At 60.0% G+C, this 20,154-nt stretch carries 12 protein-coding genes and 2 pseudogenes; 8 read left to right on the top strand and 6 right to left on the bottom strand.

Annotation, left to right across the window (positions count from 1 at the left end):
* Nucleotides 1-47: 47 nt before the first annotated feature.
* Both NLM33_RS14940 and asnB read right to left on the bottom strand, forming a co-directional pair.
* Nucleotides 48-1,589, bottom strand: a complete 1,542-nt coding sequence (locus tag NLM33_RS14940) for a hypothetical protein (protein ID WP_254096788.1) — start codon at nt 1,587-1,589, stop codon at nt 48-50.
* Between the two features lie 94 nt (nt 1,590-1,683).
* Nucleotides 1,684-3,642, bottom strand: a complete 1,959-nt coding sequence (asnB, locus tag NLM33_RS14935) for an asparagine synthase (glutamine-hydrolyzing) (protein ID WP_254096787.1) — start codon at nt 3,640-3,642, stop codon at nt 1,684-1,686.
* Between the two features lie 591 nt (nt 3,643-4,233).
* Here asnB and NLM33_RS14930 point away from each other — a divergent pair.
* Nucleotides 4,234-5,013, top strand: coding sequence for a bifunctional 2-polyprenyl-6-hydroxyphenol methylase/3-demethylubiquinol 3-O-methyltransferase UbiG (locus NLM33_RS14930; RefSeq protein ID WP_254096786.1), 780 nt, complete (start codon nt 4,234-4,236; stop codon nt 5,011-5,013).
* A gap of 50 nt (nt 5,014-5,063) precedes the next feature.
* Here NLM33_RS14930 and NLM33_RS14925 read toward each other — a convergent pair whose 3' ends face one another.
* From NLM33_RS14925 to NLM33_RS14920, 3 genes are all read right to left on the bottom strand, one after another.
* Nucleotides 5,064-5,336 (bottom strand): hypothetical protein, encoded by a 273-nt coding sequence (locus NLM33_RS14925; protein ID WP_371930119.1) that lies wholly within the window; start codon nt 5,334-5,336, stop codon nt 5,064-5,066.
* Nucleotides 5,337-5,602: 266 nt separating this feature from the next.
* On the bottom strand, nt 5,603-5,899 hold the full coding sequence (locus tag NLM33_RS49650; protein WP_371929952.1) for an asparagine synthase-related protein: 297 nt from the start codon (nt 5,897-5,899) through the stop codon (nt 5,603-5,605).
* The gene (locus NLM33_RS14920) at nt 5,781-6,065 is read right to left on the bottom strand and encodes an asparagine synthase-related protein (RefSeq protein WP_254105803.1); all 285 of its coding nucleotides are present in this window, start codon (nt 6,063-6,065) and stop codon (nt 5,781-5,783) included. The genes NLM33_RS49650 and NLM33_RS14920 overlap by 119 nt, the downstream gene beginning before the upstream one ends.
* Nucleotides 6,066-6,465: 400 nt before the next feature.
* On the opposite strand from NLM33_RS14920, the gene NLM33_RS14915 reads away from it, so the two are divergent.
* From NLM33_RS14915 to NLM33_RS14905, 3 genes and pseudogenes are all read left to right on the top strand, one after another.
* Nucleotides 6,466-9,453, top strand: a complete 2,988-nt coding sequence (locus tag NLM33_RS14915; RefSeq protein WP_254096784.1) for an acetoacetate--CoA ligase — start codon at nt 6,466-6,468, stop codon at nt 9,451-9,453.
* Nucleotides 9,454-9,639: 186 nt separating this feature from the next.
* Nucleotides 9,640-9,810 (top strand): annotated as a pseudogene (locus tag NLM33_RS14910) (transposase); the annotation flags it as partial.
* A 118-nt stretch (nt 9,811-9,928) separates the two neighbouring features.
* Nucleotides 9,929-10,319, top strand: a pseudogene (locus NLM33_RS14905) (transposase); the annotation flags it as partial.
* Between the two features lie 148 nt (nt 10,320-10,467).
* On the opposite strand, the gene NLM33_RS14900 reads toward NLM33_RS14905, so the two are convergent.
* Complete coding sequence (locus NLM33_RS14900; RefSeq protein ID WP_254096783.1) at nt 10,468-12,156, bottom strand: hypothetical protein; 1,689 nt, start codon at nt 12,154-12,156, stop codon at nt 10,468-10,470.
* A gap of 1,023 nt (nt 12,157-13,179) precedes the next feature.
* On the opposite strand from NLM33_RS14900, the gene NLM33_RS14895 reads away from it, so the two are divergent.
* The 4 genes from NLM33_RS14895 (at nt 13,180) to NLM33_RS14880 (ending at nt 20,141) form a co-directional block, all read left to right on the top strand.
* Nucleotides 13,180-14,309, top strand: a protein-coding gene (locus NLM33_RS14895) for an IS3 family transposase (RefSeq protein WP_254095161.1) whose coding sequence is annotated in 2 segments (ribosomal slippage) — nt 13,180-13,432 and nt 13,432-14,309 — 1,131 coding nt in all. Because the reading frame shifts where the segments join, the coding sequence is not laid out codon by codon here.
* On the top strand, nt 14,306-14,986 hold the full coding sequence (locus NLM33_RS14890; protein ID WP_254096782.1) for a hypothetical protein: 681 nt from the start codon (nt 14,306-14,308) through the stop codon (nt 14,984-14,986). Before NLM33_RS14895 ends, NLM33_RS14890 begins: the two co-directional genes overlap by 4 nt.
* A gap of 663 nt (nt 14,987-15,649) precedes the next feature.
* Nucleotides 15,650-16,918: a glycosyltransferase family 4 protein gene (locus NLM33_RS14885; RefSeq protein WP_254096781.1), complete on the top strand. Its 1,269-nt coding sequence runs from the start codon at nt 15,650-15,652 to the stop codon at nt 16,916-16,918.
* 1,078 nt (nt 16,919-17,996) lie between these two features.
* Nucleotides 17,997-20,141 (top strand): hypothetical protein, encoded by a 2,145-nt coding sequence (locus NLM33_RS14880; protein WP_254096780.1) that lies wholly within the window; start codon nt 17,997-17,999, stop codon nt 20,139-20,141.
* Nucleotides 20,142-20,154 lie beyond the last annotated feature (13 nt).

Raw genomic sequence — 20,154 nt, 5'->3', positions numbered from 1 at the left:
AGGACTCTCGTGGGAGAAGAAGTCAATGCTTAGCGGGACGAGGGTCTCTACTTATGCGCGGGTGTTGAGTATACGCCATTAAGGGTATTCCAAAAACCGCCATTGCTCGCGTAAGTCACGCTGATGCCCTTTTCAGCGAGGATTCTTCCCTCCATCGGCCACGGCCAAAGTGGCGTTTGGGTCAATGTGCCATTGACGTATTGATGAATGATATTGGCACCGATGTCCGAGCCTCCAGATCCTGCGCCCTTGAGGGGTGAGCGCGCGGGCACGAAAAAGTAGGCGCCGGTTCCAAAGGTGTCGCTGTCGTAGCCGGGGTTGATGGTTTGATCACTGGACTTTAAGGCGATGCCATTATCACCGTTGCCCAAAAAATCGACGTTGCTATGGGTGGCGCTTGAAACGACCGCGGTTGTGTTGCTGAGCATGACGGAGTTGCTGAGTAAGAGCGATCCGACTGCGCCAAATTGGTTGAGCCCAACATTGTTGTTTACAAATACTGCGTTGGTGATGGTCCCTGTGTTGGTATTGTGGTTCCACGTCAAACCATCGCCGTAGGGGCGCGTCGTAAACTGTGGGCATGCTGGGTTGACGGGAATGGAGAAGTAATTGTCCTTCATGTACGTACCAGCACCAGCCGACTCGTTCTCCCAATGACCTTCACAGTTATTGTAAAAGATAGACCCAAGAATGGTCATATTGTTGGCCGGAAAATTAATGGCATCATCGGTGGTGTGCCAAAGCGATGTGTAGTAATTGTCGTCAACCTGAGTGGGGATCGCGTTGGTGCCGATGACATTCTCCAGGCTCACATTGCTTGCGCCATACACGGCAAAGGGCGCGCGCGGAGCGGGGCCAAAGGTAGTGATTCCCTCCCAAAAAGCCCAATCTCGTCTGAACGTGACGTAACTGGAATGATAAGCGATAAACTTGTACCTGCCTCTTCCCCAGGCAGCGCAATCCTCGACCAGAATGTTGGTTTGCGGGTATTCAATGTTGAAGACGTGGTTGTTATCAGCGCCCGCATTGTAAGCAGTGATCCGTCGCAGAGTAATATGGTCGTTGTTTTGCCCGCCGCGGCCTCCTCCATAAACATGGACCACGCTGGCTGAGGAATTGCGCGCGACAAATCCTTGAAGAGTCAAATAGGAACTTCCGGTAATAAAAATCGGCTCTGCAGTGCCTCCAGAGTCAAAAACAGCTTTGCCGTCGTTAGCAGCTTTGAGAGCAATAGGAGCGGTCGCGGTTCCTTTCAGAGCCGTGCCGTTTGCTGCGTTAATATACAATTGGTAATAGGTGCCGTCGTTGAAAATGAGCGTGTCTCCGGGCTTTAGTACGCCTAGCTTTGCCGAAATGTTGTCTCCGGGATTCACAAAATACGTGACACCGAACGCTGCGGTCGGAGCAATCATTAAGGGCAAAAACAAAATGGCTAGGAACAAGAAGACGCGTTGACCACATGCCCACAGCAACTGCAGCAGAGTGATAGAAGGGGATTTCCAACTAACAACCGGTCGAAGCGGTCCCGCTTCGCGGGTCCATTTCATGTTCGCTGGAGGCCACGCTCCCCTGCCGATCACAAAGTCCACGTCCGAATAGCCCGTGACAGCAGCGACGTTGGCCGACGCGAACAAGCAAAAGCGAATGATTAAGTTCCGATAATTGGACGTACGCATGGGTCTACTAGGTGCTCGCTGGGGAGCTACTCGCTGCCACCCCGCTTGGAGACTCGTGTAAAGCGTCCCGCCTGTTAATGCAGTTTACGTCGCGTTCGCGGGCGATGCGGAACCATTGCTCCAGCACGACGACACTGAATAAGATCTTGTGGTGGTCGGCCCGGCCTGCCGCGTGGTCGCCCAGCATGGATTGCACCGCAGCCGGCTCCAGGAAGCGGTAGACCTGTGACTGCGGATCGGCCAGGTATTGCCGGATCCGTCCGTCGAGGGATTGGCGGAGCCACCCATCGACCACATTCACCGCAAATCCGCGCTTCTTGCGATGGATGATTTCCGACGACAATTGCCGCTTGCTCACTTCGCGATGAAGCCACTTGCGAACGCCATGGCGCACCTTGAAGGACGCGCCCAATTGCTGGACGTGCTCGACCACTTCGCGATCGAGGTAGGGTACGCGAACCTCGAGGGCGTGCGCCATGGACAACTTGTCGCCATACATGAGCAGTTCGTCCGGCAACGACGAGCGCAGCTCGAGTAACTGAAAGGCGTTCAGGTCGTCCAGGTTTTCGAAGGCCGGCCGGTATTCCTCCCAGCAGCGGGCGGCCACGGTAGCTTCGCCGTCGGCGATCAGCTCGGGGCGAAAAAGCCCCTGCATCGCGTTGTCCGATACCAGGGAGAATACCTGCTGAAAACGACGTAGCCGGTCGGGCTCGTGCAGCGAGTAAAGGCCACGCTTGACCGTATCGTTCCGCGGGAAGGCGCGCGCGAGTGCGGCACTGGGTGTCTGCAACCAGCCGGGCAGCGCGCGCCAGGCGGCGCCATAGTGCACGCCAAGGTGTCGGGTGTATCCGCCGAACAGCTCATCCGGCCCCTGGCCGATGAGCGCCACCTTCACGTTTTCACGGGCCCGCTGGCAGACGAAGTACATCGGCACGATCGACGACGAGGCGACCGGTTCTTCGAGGACGTTCACGACGCGGGGCAAGACGTCTTCAAACGTTTCCCGGGTGAGGCGAACCGCGTTGTGCTTGGCCCCGTAGATCCGGGCCGTTTTAGCGGCATCCTCGAGCTCATCATCGGCGAACGAGGATCCATACCCGACGCTGAACGTGTGCCAGTCGCGGCCATAGAAGCTCATCAGCGCGAGCAGCAGCCCCGAATCCAGGCCGCCGCTGAGCAGCAGTCCGAGCGGAACGTCGCTGATGAGATGCCGCTTCATGGCTGCCTTGTAGAGCTCGATCAATTTCTCCGCCGCCTCCTCCGGGCGGGGCTGCGGGGCGAATGGCACAGGAGCGAACTGGTAGTAGCGCGAGACGTGCACCTGGCCGTTTTCGACAACGAGTTTTTCACCCGCGGCGAGCTTGTGGATGCCCTTGAACATCGTGCGCGGGGCGGGCGTGTAGCGATAGCGCAGAAAAAGAGCGACGGCTTCGGGATCAATGCCCGGCGGCTCGCCGAGAGCAACGCGGACCGGCCGGATCTCCGAACCAAAGGCGAGCGATCCGTTGTGGATTGCGTAGTAGACCGGCTTGATGCCCATCGGATCGCGCGCCAACAGCAGCCGGCGCTTTTTCACGTCCCAGATGGCGAGGCCGAACATGCCGTTGAAGCGGTTCAGCACGGCGTCACCCCACTGCTTGTAGCCGTGCACGATCACCTCGGTGTCGCAGTTGGAACGAAACACGTGGCCGTGCCCCTGCAACTCCTGCCGGAGCTGCTGATAGTTGTAGATCTCCCCGTTGAAGACCACCCACACCGTTTGGGCTTGGTCGGACATCGGTTGGTGGCCGGCGGGTGACAGATCGATGATCGCCAGGCGGCGGAAACCCAAGCCGAGATTCCCGTCCAAATGGCGGCCGGCATCGTCGGGGCCGCGGTGGATGATCGTGCCCATCATCGCTTCGATGGTGGAAGCGCTGACGGGCGCACCGCTGCCGAAGTTAAACTGCCCGCAAATGCCACACATGATGGAGTCCTTTAGCGCGACCTGGTGACTCGGTGACTAGTTGAGGCTGCAGCCGATGCCAAAACGATCCCCGACCAGGCCCAGCGCTTCTGGCAAGAGACGCCACAGTGCGGCAATTAGAACCTTGGCAGCAAGCAGCAGCTCCACCTAAAGCTCCATTTTCTCAACCGTCCCGGCTCGCGCCCGTCCGCTCTGTCGACTCGAGGACGCGGTCTGCCCCGACTCCAGTTCCTACCCGAAGGTGAAGCCAGCTGCACATGCAATTAAGTATCATGCGTGTTGGGCGGGATTGGCCCGCCCTCGGGCGGCTTTGCTATACCGAGCTATACCATCACCGAGGACACGACCCGTTTCCCGTTTATTGGGCTTATCGATCAGCGCCAAGAACTTAGCGGTTGCGACGCGGTTATTTCGCGCTGCTCATCGTTAGGGGGTAGTCCTCAATAGTGCGCTCTCCACTGGGCTGGTTGTAATAAAAAATTCGAGCGCTAGTGATGTAAGCCGGCCTGTTGGCGGCACAGCGCCTGCTGAGTGCGCCACATCGGAGAGGCCGGCCGGACGGGAAGTGCCTGCGCCAATGGAGCCAAGTCAATGAAAGCACGAAGCCGAATTCCGCTGACGATCGGTTGGGATCACGCGGTGCAGGTGATGTCCCGGGAGATTCGCTTGATCAAGGATCCCGACAAGGTTCTTGAGATCCTCGAAGCTGGTTGCGGCCAGAAGTGGGATCTCGACATCGGCGATGGCGGCTATGTGCTGACCGGCATCGACCTCGACCCCGAAGCCCTTCGCATCCGGCGCGACGAAACGAAGGACCTCCACGAAGCGATCGTCGGGGATCTGCGCACAGCTGATTTCGGTGAGCGGACCTTCGACGTGATCTTCAACTGCTTTGTCCTGGAGCACGTGTCGGGGGCGCAGCAGGTCCTGGAGAAATTCAACAGATGGGTGAAACCGGGCGGGCTGATCATCATCGTGATCCCCGACCCCTACTCTGCGTTCGGCTTCACCTCCAGGATGACGCCGCACTGGTTTCACGTGCTCTTCTATCGTCTGATCCGCGGATCGAAGAACGCCGGCAAGCCAGGCTACGCCCCCTACCGCGTCACCTACGATAAGGTGGTGTCGCGCGAAGGCGTTCGGGCCTTCTGCGGACAGAACGGACTGGTCTTGGCCGCCGAATATGGGTATTCTGGCACCCTGACTAACAAGAGCCTTAGACAGAACTTGGTGGAAGCCTACAAGAAAGCGCTTCAGGTCCTGTCTCTCGGCCGCCTGAGCTCCGATTACGACGACATCATCTTTATGATCCGCAAACCGGCTCTCCCCGCGAGGGCTGACCTGCAGGTCAGCGCCGCTCCTCCCGCCTGATCTGCGGCCTCTAGCGACGCGTCATGTCTATCAAGTGTCGGTCTCTTGGGCTATGTCCGCCTTTCGGGCGGCACGTCACAATCAGGCGGATTTTCGCCGGCGTCACGATCAGGCCCTTCAACCCGTCCTCGCCGATCAGGACCTTCTCCAACCCTTCGCAACCAGGTAACCTCCGGCTCGATGACAGTCTCGACCTCCAGATGCGCGTCGAACTCCTTGCGCGGCTGCGGCGCTCGCTTCGTCTTCTCCGTGCCGGCCGTTTCCGCCAGTTCCGCCTCGACTGCTGCTGCACCGGTCGCGATCTCGTTAAACACGAAGGCAATCTGCTCATCGCTCAGTGTCGCGTTTCGAGCGCGTGCCGTGCAGCGTGCGCTCGAGCATCTTGACGACCGCCGTCAACTCGGCGATCTGCACGCCGGCCGCTTGGTTTGAGAGCCTCGGCGAATTGAATCAAGGCGTTAAAAGTTTTGGGCGATTGGCGGCGAGTCTGCTGTGATAGCGGCGATGACAACGCCTGTTGCAGAGCTCGAACCGAAGCGCAGGCCTTATGATACGGAAACACGATACTCACGGCGCCACATCTCGACCATCATGAGCTGAAATAGACGGTGACTTCCGCGCTCTGTCGACCGCAGTCTTGACAGAAAGCGCGCCAATAATCGTTTGTCGAAAAGTGGCGAGCTGGTCGCGATGAGATCGTCCGCGAGCGGTTTCCAAGGTTCCTGGAACCATTCGTGCAAAGGGAGAAACCCTGCTTTCGGTGACTATTAAAGTCGGGAGGTAGCCAGCGCTGTGCAAGCGCACGCAAAATAATCTTTCTTCGGTCGTTCTCGACTTTGAACCTTCCAGGCAACTGCCCAAAAAGCAAACTCAACGATTCGATCATCCAGGAGGGACGCGCGCACCTCCAGGGATGTGAGTATGGTCGCCCGATCGACTTTGACGAGAATGTCGTCGGGTAAGTAGCTGCGGAACTCCGTGGCACAAATCGCATCTATGCCACCGCAGACTGTTTCCAATCCAGCGCGGCGAAGTTCCGGGCTAGCCGACATCGGCCGGCCGGTCAGTCGCGACCGCGTAATCGGATCAAGTAGTCGCGTCAGCGCTGTTTGTGGCTCGGTGCAGCTGAGTAGCGCCATGATCGCGCTGCATCCTTTGATTCCCAACGGCATCGATTTTGCGGCGAGTGCCTCCAATCCGAGCCGATGCAGGCCAAACTTCCGCAGTTGCGCGATCTTCAGAAGCCAAGGATGAAGCGCGGATTTGGGGCAAGGTCAGGCCGGCCTTCGAAAACCTGGACGAACTCAACGCCTTTCGAGAGCTATCCCTGACGATTGGCCATACTGAAGCGACGAAACCGGAGGGAGTAGTCCTTCGGGGCTGTTGCGTTCGACCCACAGAGAGCGTGAGCTAGAGGTCGGCGAGCTATGCGCGAAAGTTGGTGACTACGCCATGACCGACGCTAACGTTTTCCAACTCACCCAGCCAGGAACTTTTGCCGATCCGCTGACCGAGGTTTTGCGCAACGGTCGTTCCTCTGGAGGAAGGAACGGTCGCTCCTCTGGAGGAAGGGGAGAGGAAGTGGTGTACCGTCCCGATGACTGGGCTGTCGCGCATTCGCAGCTGACCGTCTTCAGACAATGGTGCGAGGCTCGGACGGGGCAGAACCTGCCCGATCATGCTGCGATGGACCGTTTCTCGGTGAAGGAGTTCCGCAGCTTTTGGCGCCTCTTCCTGGAGTGGTGCGACCTACCTCGGGAGGGGGCGGTCGAGCCGGTCTGTGTCGGCGATGCCTGCGAGACCGCCCGCTTTTTCCCGGATCTCCGTCTTAACTACGCCGAGTGCCTCCTCGCCGGTAGTCCAGACCAACCCGTCCTGACGGCCTGCCATGGGGGCGGCAGCGGGGAGAGGTTCACGCGCGGCGCACTGCGCGCCGCGGTGGCCGGGCTGGCATCATCGTTACAGCGGTTGGGTGTGCGTCGTGGCGACCATGTCGCGGCTATCGCACGCAACAATGCGGAAGTGGTCATTGCCGCGCTCGCCACCGCTGCTGTTGGCGCGACCTTCGCCAGCTGCGCGCCCGACATGGGCGTGCCAGCCATCCTCGCGCGCTTCGCCCCCTTAGATCCCGTGGTGCTATTCGGGTGTCTCGGGGCGAAGCCGTGGGATTCGGGGGCCCCCGTCGCCCAGCGTGTCGCCGGTGCGGCGGCCGGTCTACCGAGCCTCGCCGCGATGGTTGCGCTGGACAACGGTTCTCTTCCCGCCGGCGAGAGGATAGTGCCCCTGCACAGGCTCGCCGATCTGCTCCGCGATGCCGTTGGCGACGAGGAGGGACCGGGCTGGCTGCGTTATCCATTCAATCAGCCCCTGTTCACGATGTTCTCCTCCGGCACCACAGGGCCGCCGAAATGCATCCAGCACGGCACCGGCGGCACGCTGCTGGAGCATGTGAAGGAGCACCGGCTGCACTGCGATCTCGCCCCCGGCGACAAGCTGTTCTTCCAGACCTCCTGCGGCTGGATGATGTGGAACTGGCAGCTCTCCGCGCTCGCCTCCGGCGTGGAGATCGTCCTCTACGATGGGCCGCTCGAAGGACCGGATACTTTCTGGCGGATCGTCGCCGACGAGCGCGTGACCGTGTTCGGCACCAACCCTGCCTATCTAGACTTTTGCGAGAAGGCAGGCTTATCCCCGTGCAGAGTATTCGCTCCTTCTGCCCTGCGAGCTATGCTCTCGACCGGCTCGATCCTGTATCCCCGCCAGTACGACTGGGTCCGCGATGAGGTGAAGGCCGCGATGCCGCTGCAGTCGATCTCCGGCGGCACCGACATTATCGGCTGCTTTGTGCTGGGCAATCCGAACCTGCCCATCCATCGCGGAGAGATACAATGCCGCAGCCTTGGCCTCGATGTCCGCTCGCTGCCGCCGCCCAACGATCCGGAGGCGGGCATCGGCGAGCTGGTCTGCGTCAATCCTTTTCCCTCCCGCCCGCTCGGCTTTCATGGTGACGCCGACGGCGCGCGTTTCCATGCCGCCTATTTCGCCCAGAACCCCGGCTTCTGGACCCATGGCGATCTGATCGAGGCTACTCCCCAAGGCGGCTGGCGGCTGCATGGTCGTTCCGACGGCGTTCTTAACGTGCGCGGCATCCGCATCGGCACCGCGGAGATTTACGGGATCCTGGGCAACATCGAGGAGATCCGCGAGGCAATGGCGGTCGAGCAGCAGGCCGAGGAGGAGGCGGGCGGCTCGCGCATGATTCTGCTGATCGTGCTGCGCGAAGGCCGGGTGCTCGACGACATGCTGGCGAAGCACATCCGCTCGGAGCTTGCGCGCTGCGGCTCTCCCGCCTTCGCGCCGGCGCGCATCGCACAGGTCGCGGCGCTTCCCGTCACCTTTAGCGGCAAGCGGTCCGAGGCGGCGGCGCGGGATGCGGTGAATCACCGCCCTGTACGGAACCGTGATGCCCTGCAGAACCCGGAATGCCTCGAAAAGATTGCCAAGCATCCAGTTCTCCGGGCGCCTGCGGCCATCAGGGCATCGCGCGGGACGGCGCCGGCCGGTGGGGTGATCCAGGATGGTGACCGGCTGCGGCGGGAGCTGCAGGCGATCTGCGAGCACGTGCTGGGCGTCTCGCCCATCGGCTGGTCCGAGAATCTTCTTGGCCTCGGCGCGGACTCGCTGGCACTAGTGAACCTGCTGCTCGAGATCGAGGGCTACGCTGGGCGTCCCATGCCCCTTTCGGCCTTTCTGTCGGCGCAGTCGGTCGAAGCCTTGGCCACGGTACTGTCTATCGGCCCTGAGGCAATTGCGGCGCAGCAGGCTGGTTGGGGTCCGGACGACCAGAAGCCGGTCTGTCGCTTCCCCGAGGAGGCCTTTCCGCGAGTCGAGCGCGAGACAATTGCGACAGTAAGTATTGTTCGGAGTGATAATATGCCAACACCGATGATCTCGCTTGTTAGATCTAAGTTCGCTTTGCTCAATTATGAGTTGAGGCGGTTGTATTTTGTTTTCTTTTGGAAAATGGATATAAAAAAGGGGACACGCATCTCACTTAGCGCAAAACTTGATAAGGTAAATCCTTCAGGTATGCACATTGGTAAGAATACTGCGGTTGCTTTTGGATCTGCAATACTTGCTCATGATTTCGTAAACGGAAAGTACAAGGACGTTTTTATTGGCGACAACTGCCTAATCGGAGCTGGTTCAGTAATCATGCCAGGCGTTCAAATCGGAAATAGTTGCATTGTGTCACCAAACAGCGTCGTTTTGCAAAATGTGCCAGCGGGATCCATCGTAATGGGCAATCCAGCCAAAATCGTTATGAAGAATATTATAACGGGCCCATGGGGAACCCGGGGCTCAATCCAGGAAAGCTCCCGCAAAAAGTCTGCAGCGATTGATGGCGCAGAATCTATTGAATTGAAATTCGAACCATAGACGGAAGACTCTGCGCCTGCGGACGTAGATTCGCTGGCGTTTGCGACATGCCTCTGATTTCCGAAAAAAAGGGCGGATCGACCGGCCCTCGCGGCTCAATAGGGCTCGAGTCTGCGGATCGCTGGTCGCGCGGTGACCTCGCCCTTTGGCTCAAAACGTTTGAGGTTCGTTCTGGCCCAGCAGAGCATAAGGCGCAACCGCTTTTCGGAAGAGCAGATCATCGGGATTTTGAAGGAGCACGAGGTCGGCGTTTCGGTCGCCGATCTGTGACGCAAGCATGGCATCAGCGGCGCCAGCATCTACAAATGGAAAGCCAAGTTTGGCGGGATGGAGGTCTCGGAGGCCAAGCGGCTGAAGTGAAAGCGGTTCTCCATCCACACTTTGTAGCTGGTGAGGGTCGTGTCCCCTGTGATGGTGTAGCTCGGTAGAGCAAAGCCGTCCGCACGCGCGCCCTCCGATAGCGCCGTAGCCACCGATGACCGACATGATGAACCTGCGCGCGCTCGTGGAGAAGACCCCGGACGCCGATCTTTTGCGCGAGATGATCGGCTTTGCCGCCCACCGGCTCATGGAGCTCGAGGTCGAGGGACTGACCGGGGCCGCCCATAGCGAGAAGAGCCAGGAGCGTCTGGCGCAGCGCAATGGCTACCGCGATCGGAAATGGGAGACCCGCGCCGGCACCGTCGAGCTTCGCATCCCCAAACTGCGCAACGGCTCCTGCTTCCCGGGCTTCCTCGAACCGCGGCGGATGGCCGAGAAGGCACTCACCGCCGTGGTGCAGGAGGGGCGTTTCGACCCGCTCGGTCCACGGCCTGGTGCAGGCGATGGGCATGACGGGGATCTCCAAGAGCCAGGTGTCGCGGCTCGTCTTTCAGAGGCTCAAAGCTGATGGCGCCGGATTTCGACCTGGGCCAGGAGATGCCGAGCTGGGCCAGGAGGTCGCCCGACAAATCCTCGGGCTCAACGGACCAGATTTGCGCACCTTCAGGTCTTCTCAGGGGCGATCGGCATCTCTCATCGCTTGTGCGCCGCACGCGCCACAGGTAGGAATGGTCGCCCCCTGTCGCGAGCTTCAGACAGGAATCGCCTGACCAGCGCCCACGCAGACGGTCGCACCATCTTGATGTGACGATGGTCAATCGTACCTAAATTCGATGAAATCAACTCAACAGCCTCCCCGGGCACCACGTCAAATGGCGTGTTCGCGTGGACAAGCACGGTTCGCCTTCCGGCGACAACATCGCTCTTTCGAATTAATCGGAACGCGCCAGCTTTTTGGAGATCAGCGCCATGCGGCCCAACTATCATCATTGATGACACGCCCTCTGGCACGCGCAACTCAAGGCGGCAAGAGTATGGTTGTATCCACAGCCTGCAATTCTCCTGCCGAGAAAGGTAGTTCGACCGCAGTATTGTTTCGAGGCTGCACCACTGCACGTCCCCTAAGGAATTCACCGTCGCGGCACAATCGGACAACAGGTCAAGGCCTCCCGCCGCACATTCGTGATGCCCACCGAATATGATCGGTGCGCCGAGCGTCGCGGAGATGACAGCATTACCTTCGCAGGCCGCAGACAGCTCAATTCGCCCCAATACAGGGAATCCGTCGCTCGTCATTTCGGCCATTCGTAACCCGAAAGTCGGCCGATTTACCATTTCGGGGTTCCAATCACGTAGAGCTGTCATTGCGACTGCGGCACCTTCGAATCCCAACGCCAGCATAAGCGGGGCTATTTTGTCGGATAAGGCGTTATGAGGTGGTACCATCACCCGGTCCACCTGCAGCGCGGTGGTTTTTTCCAGCCATTCGATTCTCGACAGACTTTGGCTCAAAATTGCCAAAGAGCGCTCGCGTGGGCGAGACCAGCCCAGTTCGGCTCGCGTATGATTGTTGCCATGAATAAGAAGTGAGACACACTGTGAGTTGCGCTTCATTAAACGCACTGTGTTTGAGTGTGTGCTCGAAACGTCAAATGGTATCGTCGCCAGCGCAACATGAAAGTGGTGCTTTTGCGCTTGCTCGATAAGTTCGCGATAATTCAAAAACCCGTACGAGGGCAAGCGCAAATTCGGATCATCGAGAGTAAAGCACGCACGCAGTGGCGCGCGTCTCCAACCAATTTCTTCAGTTTCCTTAACTAAAAACTGCAACAAGGGTAAGAGCTGGATAAAATTGCTGCCATTCAGATAATCCAATGGCTGTTCCCCCGGTCGTAAATCTGGCAGAGGAATAGAAGCCATCTGGCCAACGCATCCGTTTTTTCTTGTTTCGACCCACACTGGGCGGCGATCAAAATATGCAAGGACTTCGCCATCAGGGTCTTGCAACACGGGAACGTTGGAAAATGCGGCGTGTCGCAATGTCCGGTTCCGCAGGAGGGGCTTGAGCTGCCTGGACGCAGTGAACACGACTTTGCTGCTATCGCCGCTGGCGCCTCGCTCAACCCGGCGGGGCATCGCGTGAAAGTGACGGACCTGACGTTTCCATAATTCCTCCGCGACTCTCTCGTCCCCGGAAAGGCTGAGCACGACTTCCCCAGGCCGGCGCTCGAACAGATTCTGGCAGTCCTTGAACCGTATAGGGGTAAGACTCTCCAGGAGATCCTTTATCATCGGGTCAAGCGAGTTGATCGCTGGGTGCACGTAGACGTCGACTACTGCCCTTTCGGCGGTGACCGTTTCGTCCACGCGGCTCTTGATCATTTTGAGCAAACTCCTGAAGAGTGACTCGTGTTACCACTTTTTTGGCGAGTCCGAGCTAACGGGTTGCTAGGAAAGAGTGGCCGCTGTGTCAGAGCTTGAACTGGATATCGAGCCCGAGCTATCTCCAATACGTCGAGCGCAACAGCCCGGAGGGATTACTCCCAACAGCGAGGCCTTCCGAGGGCGAGGCCCGCATGAGCCTGGCTCTGGCCAGCGCAGCGCATCAAGCCGGGCCGCGCATTCAGATCATCCTCGCCGGCGATTCCCACCAGCGTAAAAAGGGCATAGCGCATAGCGCCTGGCATGCGTCAGCGCGGCGCCCATTCCGATGCGGTGTTGCGGTCTCGATGACCGGGCAAACTGGCCAGTCTGACGAGATCCATTCCCCGGAGGCGTGGAGGGCGTCGTCGTCAGCCTGATCAGGCCGGTCGCGGTTGATGGTCGTGGCCTGAACGGTTGCATTCTCGTGCTGGCCGAGGCACTTGCGGGTGTTGTCGAGGCCGGCGGCAAGCGGGGCATAGCGAAACGAGCGCTGGCCTTCGCGCAGGTAGGGCGATTCGATCGTCGCCGTCAGCGATTTGAGCGGGTTCTCAGATTGCGCCTTGGCAGCGCCACCGCCAGCGCGCCTGCGGCAGCGGAGAGGTCAGGACGAATTAGGCCGACTGTTGCAGGTTAGCGACTGCAGTACAGCTGCATCCGGGAAAACACTTCGCTGCGGCAATGCGGGGCGCCGGACTCATTCTATCTAGTTGCTATCTAATTGATTTGCCCTAGGCGCAGCCGCCTGCGAGAATGGCCGCCTCAAACCCTTAGGGCCGAGGCGCGGAAGATGCGATCTAGGTCTGCAGAATGGTGGATGGGCACGGCGCTTGGAGCCAATCTGTTTTTGGCAGCCATCATACTTGCGACTAGCGGCTCCGGCGTTCATGGCACTTAGAGCTGGCTCCGCAAATTCGGACAGTAGCTTGAGTGGATTTTCTGCCTGAGAGCGGCGAGGCTTCTTGCCGCGAATCAGGAGCGAAGATGACGAAGAGGAGTCGCCGGACGCATTCTCCGGCATTCAAGGCAAAGGTGGCTTTGGCGGCCGTGAAGGGGGAGAAGACGTTGGCCGAGCTGGCGCAATTGTTTGATGTCCATCCGAACCAGATCACGACCTGGAAGACCCAACTCCTGGAAGGCGCCGCCGGAGTGTTTGGGCAGGACAACGGACCGGCCGAGGCGCCGGTCGATTTGAAGGCGTTACATGCCAAGATCGGCGAGCTTGCGTTGGAGAACGATTTTTTGTCCGGCGCGCTCACCAAGGCGGGCCTGCTGAGCGCAAAGCGATGATCGACCGCGACCATGATCTGTCTGTCGTGCGCCAGGCGAAGGTCCTGAACCTTGCCCGCAGTACGGTTTACTATGAACCTCGGCCGGTTTCGGCCGAGGACCTTGTCTTGATGCGCCGGCTCGATGAGCTGCACCTCGATTATCCCTTCGCAGGGGCGCGCATGCTGCGATCGCTGTTGCAGCGTGAGGGCATGCAGATTGGCCGCCGCCACGTCGCGACGCTGATGAAGCGCATGGGGATCGAGGCGATCTATCGCCGTCCGAACACGAGCAAGCCCGCACCGGGCCACAAGATCTACCCGTACCTATTGCGCGGATTGAAGATCGAGCGGCCGAACCAGGTCTGGGCAATGGACATCAGCTACATTCCGATGCGACGTGGATTCGTCTACCTCGCGGCGGTCGTCGATGTGTTCAGCCGACGGGTGTTGGTCCATCGCGTATCGATCACGATGGAGACGATATTCTGCGTCGAAGCGCTCCAGGAGGCGTTGGCGAAGCACGGCAGGCCCGAGATCTTCAACACGGATCAGGGTAGCCAGTTCACCAGCCTCGACTTCACCGGCGTGCTGCTGGACGCGAACATCGCCATCAGCATGGACGGCAAGGGTGCCTGGCGCGACAACGTGTTCGTCGAGCGGCTGTGGCGCACTGTCAAATACGAGGAAGTCTATCTGCGTGCTTACGACAGCGTGCTCGAGGCGCGAGCATCGATTTCCAAATATCTGGCGTTCTACAACCGAGGACGTCCTCACTCGAGCCTTGACGAACGCACGCCCGACGAGGCTTACTTCGGCGCGCAAACGATGGTGACGGCCGCATGATCGTCGCCAACGATTTTGCTGCGGCTCTGGTCGGGCTTACGCCCTCCCGACGCCACAGCAAAATCGTAAAGCCCCGCCTTCAGCATAACCCGGCAGGAATCCACTTAATTTTCGCGGGGCGCTGTCCAAACAACCGGGGCCAGCTCTCTTCACTGGCGCTCGCCGCCACCGCGCGCGTGGCCTTTCTTTGGTTCTGGGCCGCATATGCCGGAGGAGCGTTACCGATCTTGTTTGGTGCAGCGTTTCTACCGCTAAAGCAACTCGGTCGGGAACTTGGCCTCGCATTCGCGGCCGCACTCCTAGTTCATCTCGCTCTAGTCGGCTGGCTTTGCTGGATCGGCTCCGCGCCGCCTGTCGGCGTATTCGTCTTTTTCGGACCTGTTGCAGCCCTTACCTTCATTCTCGCGCTCTTATCCTTTGGAAACCTACATACGGTGCTTGGTCCGAAGCCGTGGCGGCTGTTACGGACGATCGGCATGAATCTCATACTCTACGCGTTTCTCAAGGATTTCATGCAAGATCCCATGCATGGTGGTGTCCAACATATCGCTGAATATCTGCCCTTCAGCGCAATGGCTATCGCGGCTCCTTTGGTGAGGCTCGCTGCATGGGGCTTGCGTCTGCGAGAAACACGATTTGCATTCTCGGCGAGCTCAACGAACGGGTCACATGAATAACTCATCTCGGCGCCCGATCGCTCAGGAGGACGCGGCCCAGCGTTCGCGCGTCCAGCGCAAGCGCGTCCTAAGCTACACTACTTGGGTGGGTCGCTAGCCACAACGTCCGTGCCGCCTGCAGCGGTTCGCTTCCCAATCGCGACCACCATTCCCCTTCGGTTACGGCGCGATGCAGCCCGCGGTGATGGGCGCGGCAGAGCGGGACGGTGAACTCGTCACTGACCTTTTGTCCGAGCCCGCGGGCTTGGGCAAAGCGCAAATGATGCGGATCGCAGGGCTGCTTGCCACCGGCGGCGACGCTTTGAGCTCCTCTTGGCGGCGCTCATGCTCGAGCGCGGCGGCGCGGGTTTGCCGGTACAGGCTGGCAAATTTCGCCTAGACGTTGGAGGACTGCGCTTTCTGATTGCCTTCGTCGAAGCCATCCATCAGCTACACCGATCCGTCTCATCTGGCGGGACTGCCGCGCCAGCCCCGGGAACGGCCACACGGTCGCTGCGCCGAGAAGCGAGATGAACTCGCGTCGCCTCATTACAATAGCATGATGCTGGATCGAATTGACCTTGCCCCTTTGGCTTACTCCGGTTTGAACCGCGACCTCGAATTGTGCTCCTCTTTGGGAAGGCCTATACAAAAGCTCGCTTCCCACTGACAGAGGTAGGCGCAATGGGGCTCTCAGCGAACACATCTGCGGGAGATGATCGGCTCGGCGCGGTCCTTATCATCGTCGAGAACCTGCCGGTGCCGGTCGATCGCCGGGTCTGGTCGGAGGCCACAGCGCTGCGACAGGCTGGTTACACCGTTTCAGTCATTTGTCCGAAAGGGAGGGGATATGACAAGGCGTACGAGCAGATAGACGGTGTCCATATCTACCGCCATCCACGCGGTGTGGAAGGCTCGGGCGCCGTGACCTATCTTCTCGAATATACTGTCGCTCTTTTTTGGCAATTCGTTCTCTCGTTGAAGGTGGCGCACAGGCATGGATTCGATATTCTTCAAGCGTGCAATCCGCCGGATCTGACATTCTTGATCGCGATTTTTTACAAGTTCTTCTTTGGCAAGAAATTTCTGTTTGATCAGCATGATCCCTCGCCGGAGCTCTATGAGGTCAAGTTCGGCCGCCGGGATTTCTGTTATCGTCTCCTGCTCCTGTTTGAACGCTGGACATTTCGATCGGCCGACGGGGTCCTCGCGACAAACCCAACCCTGAAGCAGCAGGCCGTGGAGCGAGGCGGAATGCCGCCAGACAGGGTCTGGATCGTCAGAAGCGTCCCCGATGTTAGGCGCTTCAGTCAGGTCAAGCCCGACCTGTCGGTCAGGCGGACCTTTCGATATCTCGTCGGCTACGTAGGAGTGATGGCCGAGCAGGACGGTGTAGACCTCCTGGTTGGGGCGATGGAACACATCGTCAAGCGTCTGCATCGAACGGATATCGCCTGCCTGATCATCGGCGACGGGCCGGAAGCGGGCCGGCTCAGGACGCAAACAGGCGAACTCGGGATCGGCGACTATGTCGAATTTGCCGGCTACATTTCGGGCGATGCGCTTCCCGCCAAGCTGGCGGCTTGCGATATCGGTGTCGTTCCGGATCCTCCTAATGCCTGCAACGTAATGATGTCGATGATCAAGGTCTTTGAATACATGGCCCTCGGGCTGCCGTTCGTCCTGTTCGACTTGGCACAGGCGAGGGGTGATGCAGGCGAGGCTGGCCTGGTGGTGGCGGAGCCGACACCGCAGGCGCTCGGCGAAAGAATCGTCGCGCTGCTTGAGGATGAGGCCCGGCGCGAGCGTATGCGGAACTACGGCAGGGAGCGTGCCTACGGCGAATTTCAGTGGGAGGTCGAAAAGCGTTCTCTCCTGGCCGCCTATGCGAGGTTGGTGCCGAGGCGCGCACGTGCGCATGCAGAGACACCAGTCAACACGAGTGCTCGATGAGAGCGGAAACACGTGGTGGAGCGGGAGAACTGCTCGATCGCGAGGTCGCCGAGATTGATGTGTCTGGGGCGGTACCTCTTTTGGTCTACCTCTTTCAATTCTGTCCGCGTTGTTTGAATGCGATCGTAAATCGGTCGGGCTCAGGGCGGCTACGCTGCATAGACGCCGCGCCTGCTCGGTGAGGAGTGCCAAGCGCTCGACTGTTGAGCCATGACGAACTGATAGGGGTCAGGTGCAAATGACGGCGGAGCACTGGTGAAGCCGATGCCGATGGACGGGTCTGCCGCTGTGCGCCGCGCGCCATTGTAGGCCGTCCGGTTCGCCTCTCTTCCGAATGCTGGGCGCAGGTCACTGGCAACGCGTTCAACGTCCAGGTCGTACTCGAGTTCAGCCTTCAATAAGCCCTAGGGGCACCCCGGAGCGCAATCTGTTCGGCGGCAAGATGACTCCGCCATGCCGCTCAGAGGACTCGCAACGCCACTTGCTCCAAACAGATCGAGAAGCAACGCCACATCGCATGTTTATCGGCGCAGCGTTGCCACGTGCAGTTCATGCGCAACGCTCTGGCGCGTGCGGGCAAAAGCTGACGGTGCGTCGTCTCTGCTTCCATCGCCACCGTTCGCCCAAGGAAGATGCAGCAGGCGCAAGCGCCCAAGACTGATGTGTTCGCCTACGCGACGTGCCCGCCGTAGCATCGGACCCAGCTGTACCTCTCCGGACAGCGGCACAAGCTGACAGAAAACCAACTAATTCAATACGTGGCGCAAAATCGGCGCGTAGTGCCGGGCGCTACATACTTGAGTATAAATCACACTTTGAAAGTTTTTTCGCCATTTTTGCTCATTAACCAACCGACCCAGCAGTTGGGGGGGCACCTTCTAAAATCCCACTGCTTTGGAATCCGCTCGTCGTCCGAGACTGCGATGCGTTGGAATCCGCTCGCGGTCCGAGACTGCGATGCGTTGGAATCTGCTCGCGGCCTGAGGTTGCGAGCACGTGGTATGTCGCGCGCCTTCGTGATGCGCGGCAGTGGAATCCCTTGTGTCAAAGACTGTGTAAACAGAACGAAAGGGTACGCATGTCATTCAACTTGTCATCAGCTCCGTTTTCGTCGACCTCGCTTTGGAACCAGCAGGTCAACACCGGAGCAACATATACGTCGATCAACTGGCCCACCTCGACCGGATATAACTACGCCGCGTCGGACCTGTTTCCAGTCTACGTCGCCTCGTCGTCGGACCCGGTCGTGCAGGTTTCTGTTCCCGAGACCTATGGATGGCCCGCCGGAACCGTCAGCGTCCATATCCCGGTCGGGGCGACCGGCGGGGGCGGCGCGGGATATGGGTCAGACCCGAATCCCGACAACCCGATCATCGTCATCGACGGCGACACCGCCTACAATTTCTGGCGATTCAGCCGCACGAGCAACACGACCGCTAGCGCCCAGGCGTATGGCGAGGCGAACGTGGCCACGGGCACCGGCTGGGGCACCCTCCGGACACCCACTGCGGCAAATAATTGGTCATCCATGCTGGGCGCAGGCGTCTCTGCCGACGGCTCGAGCGAGCTCGGCGGGCTCCTGGTCAAGGCGCAGACGGACACGGGCACGATCGATCATGCGCTGCAGCTCGCCGTCGACAACTCGCTGTTGTCGTCAGGCTATGTCTCCCCCGCCATTGGCACCGACGGCTACACTGCCGGTGCTCCCTTGAAGGAAGGCCAGCTTCTGGCCATTGCGCCCGGAACGCCGATGCCGAACGGCCTTTCGCCGCTCGGCCAGGAGGTGTTCCGCGCCCTCGAACAATACGGCGCCTACATCACCGAGCGGGGAGGCTCCCAGACCGCCCTTCGCGTCCAGCAGAACGCCTATGATGCGACGACGTTGAGCGCCCTCAATACGGACATGAATAAGCTCCTTCCCATGCTCAAGGCGGTGAGCGGGGGCACGCCGACACCGTCGGGCAGCACCTCCTCGTCCGGCACGACAACGACGCCAACTACCCCGACAGACGTCGCACCGACGGTGACCCAGGCCTCCGCTTCACCGGGGACGGGAATTGAGAATGTCGGCGATACCATCACATTGACGCTCGCGTTCAGCAAAGCCGTGACGGTCAGCGGCACGCCGACGCTGTCACTCAATGACGGCGCAAAGGCCACCTATGTGAGCGGCTCCGGGACGGGTTCGCTCGTCTTCAAGACGACTGTCGCGTCGACCGACACCAATGTGTCCTCGCTCGCCATCACCGGGGTCAACCTCCCGAACGGTGCGAGCATCAAGGATTCGTCCGGCACTGCCGCCAATCTCTCGGGCGCGGCGAGGACGTTCACGGGTCTCCAAATCGACCCGCCGACATCAACGACGCCGACCTCGCCAACGACTCCGACGACGCCGACGACCCCGTCAGTGACCAAGCCGGTCCTGACGATCGCGGATAACTCGCTCTGGGTGGGCGGGAGAGGCGGTCACGTCGACCTGGGGACCAAGGTGGCGACGACCGACACCAACGACAACGTGACAGTGAACATCACGGGGTTGCCGAGGTACGAGACGATCACCGATAAGCTCGATGGTCAGACGTTCCGAGGAAGCAACATCACCTTGACGGCTGCGCAGGTCGACAGCGGACTGGAACTGCACTCGTACTATCGCGGCGGCGGCCATCCTGTCGCAACGCTCACGCTGACTGCGAGCGCGAAGGATCCGACCACCGGTGCGGTTTCGACGGCCTCGCCGCAGACCATCACCGTGACGGATCCCCGAACGACCTCGACGTCGTCGCACACGAGCACAACGTCGTCGCAGACGAGCACCGTGACGGATCATGTGCCGACGGTTACCACGCCCATCACGACCACGGCCGCGACGACCACGCCCGCCACGACCACGACATCGCCGCAGAGGTTCGACTTCACCGATCTTCAGCATGCGATCGCCGCGAACGCGGGGGGCTTGGCAAGCCGGGCCTTCGCGCTGCTCCAGCAGCATGTGGACCCGGCCACCAGCACCCTGGCAACGACCGCACAGCAGCCGATCATCGTGGCGGATCATCCGGTTGCGGCCGGCACGAGCACGGCGTCCCTGGCGAGCCAGAGCTTTGCGCTGCTGAACCAGTATCTGGCCGGTAACACAGGCCGGGTGGATCCCGGACAGATCGTCGCCGCTGTGTCGCAAGCGACCGGTTCGGGTCTGGAATCGTTGCTGGCCAGACCGCAACATTGATGCCTGGCCGCAC

The sequence above is a fragment of the Bradyrhizobium sp. CCGUVB1N3 genome, from assembly GCF_024199925.1.
Classification (GTDB): Bacteria; Pseudomonadota; Alphaproteobacteria; order Rhizobiales; family Xanthobacteraceae; genus Bradyrhizobium.
Note: the sequence above shows the minus strand (reverse complement) of the source record. Positions and strands in the feature narration are given on the sequence as shown.

What these genes read in the sequence shown, in the direction of transcription:
- NLM33_RS14885 (WP_254096781.1), top strand. Translation starts at nt 15,650, where the DNA reads ATGGGGCTCTCAGCGAACACATCTGCGGGAGATGATCGGCTCGGCGCG.
- NLM33_RS14900 (WP_254096783.1), bottom strand. Translation starts at nt 12,156, where the DNA reads ATGATCAAGAGCCGCGTGGACGAAACGGTCACCGCCGAAAGGGCAGTA.
- NLM33_RS14890 (WP_254096782.1), top strand. Translation starts at nt 14,306, where the DNA reads ATGATCGTCGCCAACGATTTTGCTGCGGCTCTGGTCGGGCTTACGCCC.
- NLM33_RS14915 (WP_254096784.1), top strand. Translation starts at nt 6,466, where the DNA reads ATGACCGACGCTAACGTTTTCCAACTCACCCAGCCAGGAACTTTTGCC.
- NLM33_RS14880 (WP_254096780.1), top strand. Translation starts at nt 17,997, where the DNA reads ATGTCATTCAACTTGTCATCAGCTCCGTTTTCGTCGACCTCGCTTTGG.
- NLM33_RS14920 (WP_254105803.1), bottom strand. Translation starts at nt 6,065, where the DNA reads ATGTCGGCTAGCCCGGAACTTCGCCGCGCTGGATTGGAAACAGTCTGC.
- NLM33_RS49650 (WP_371929952.1), bottom strand. Translation starts at nt 5,899, where the DNA reads ATGATCGAATCGTTGAGTTTGCTTTTTGGGCAGTTGCCTGGAAGGTTC.
- asnB (WP_254096787.1), bottom strand. Translation starts at nt 3,642, where the DNA reads ATGTGTGGCATTTGCGGGCAGTTTAACTTCGGCAGCGGTGCGCCCGTC.
- NLM33_RS14930 (WP_254096786.1), top strand. Translation starts at nt 4,234, where the DNA reads ATGAAAGCACGAAGCCGAATTCCGCTGACGATCGGTTGGGATCACGCG.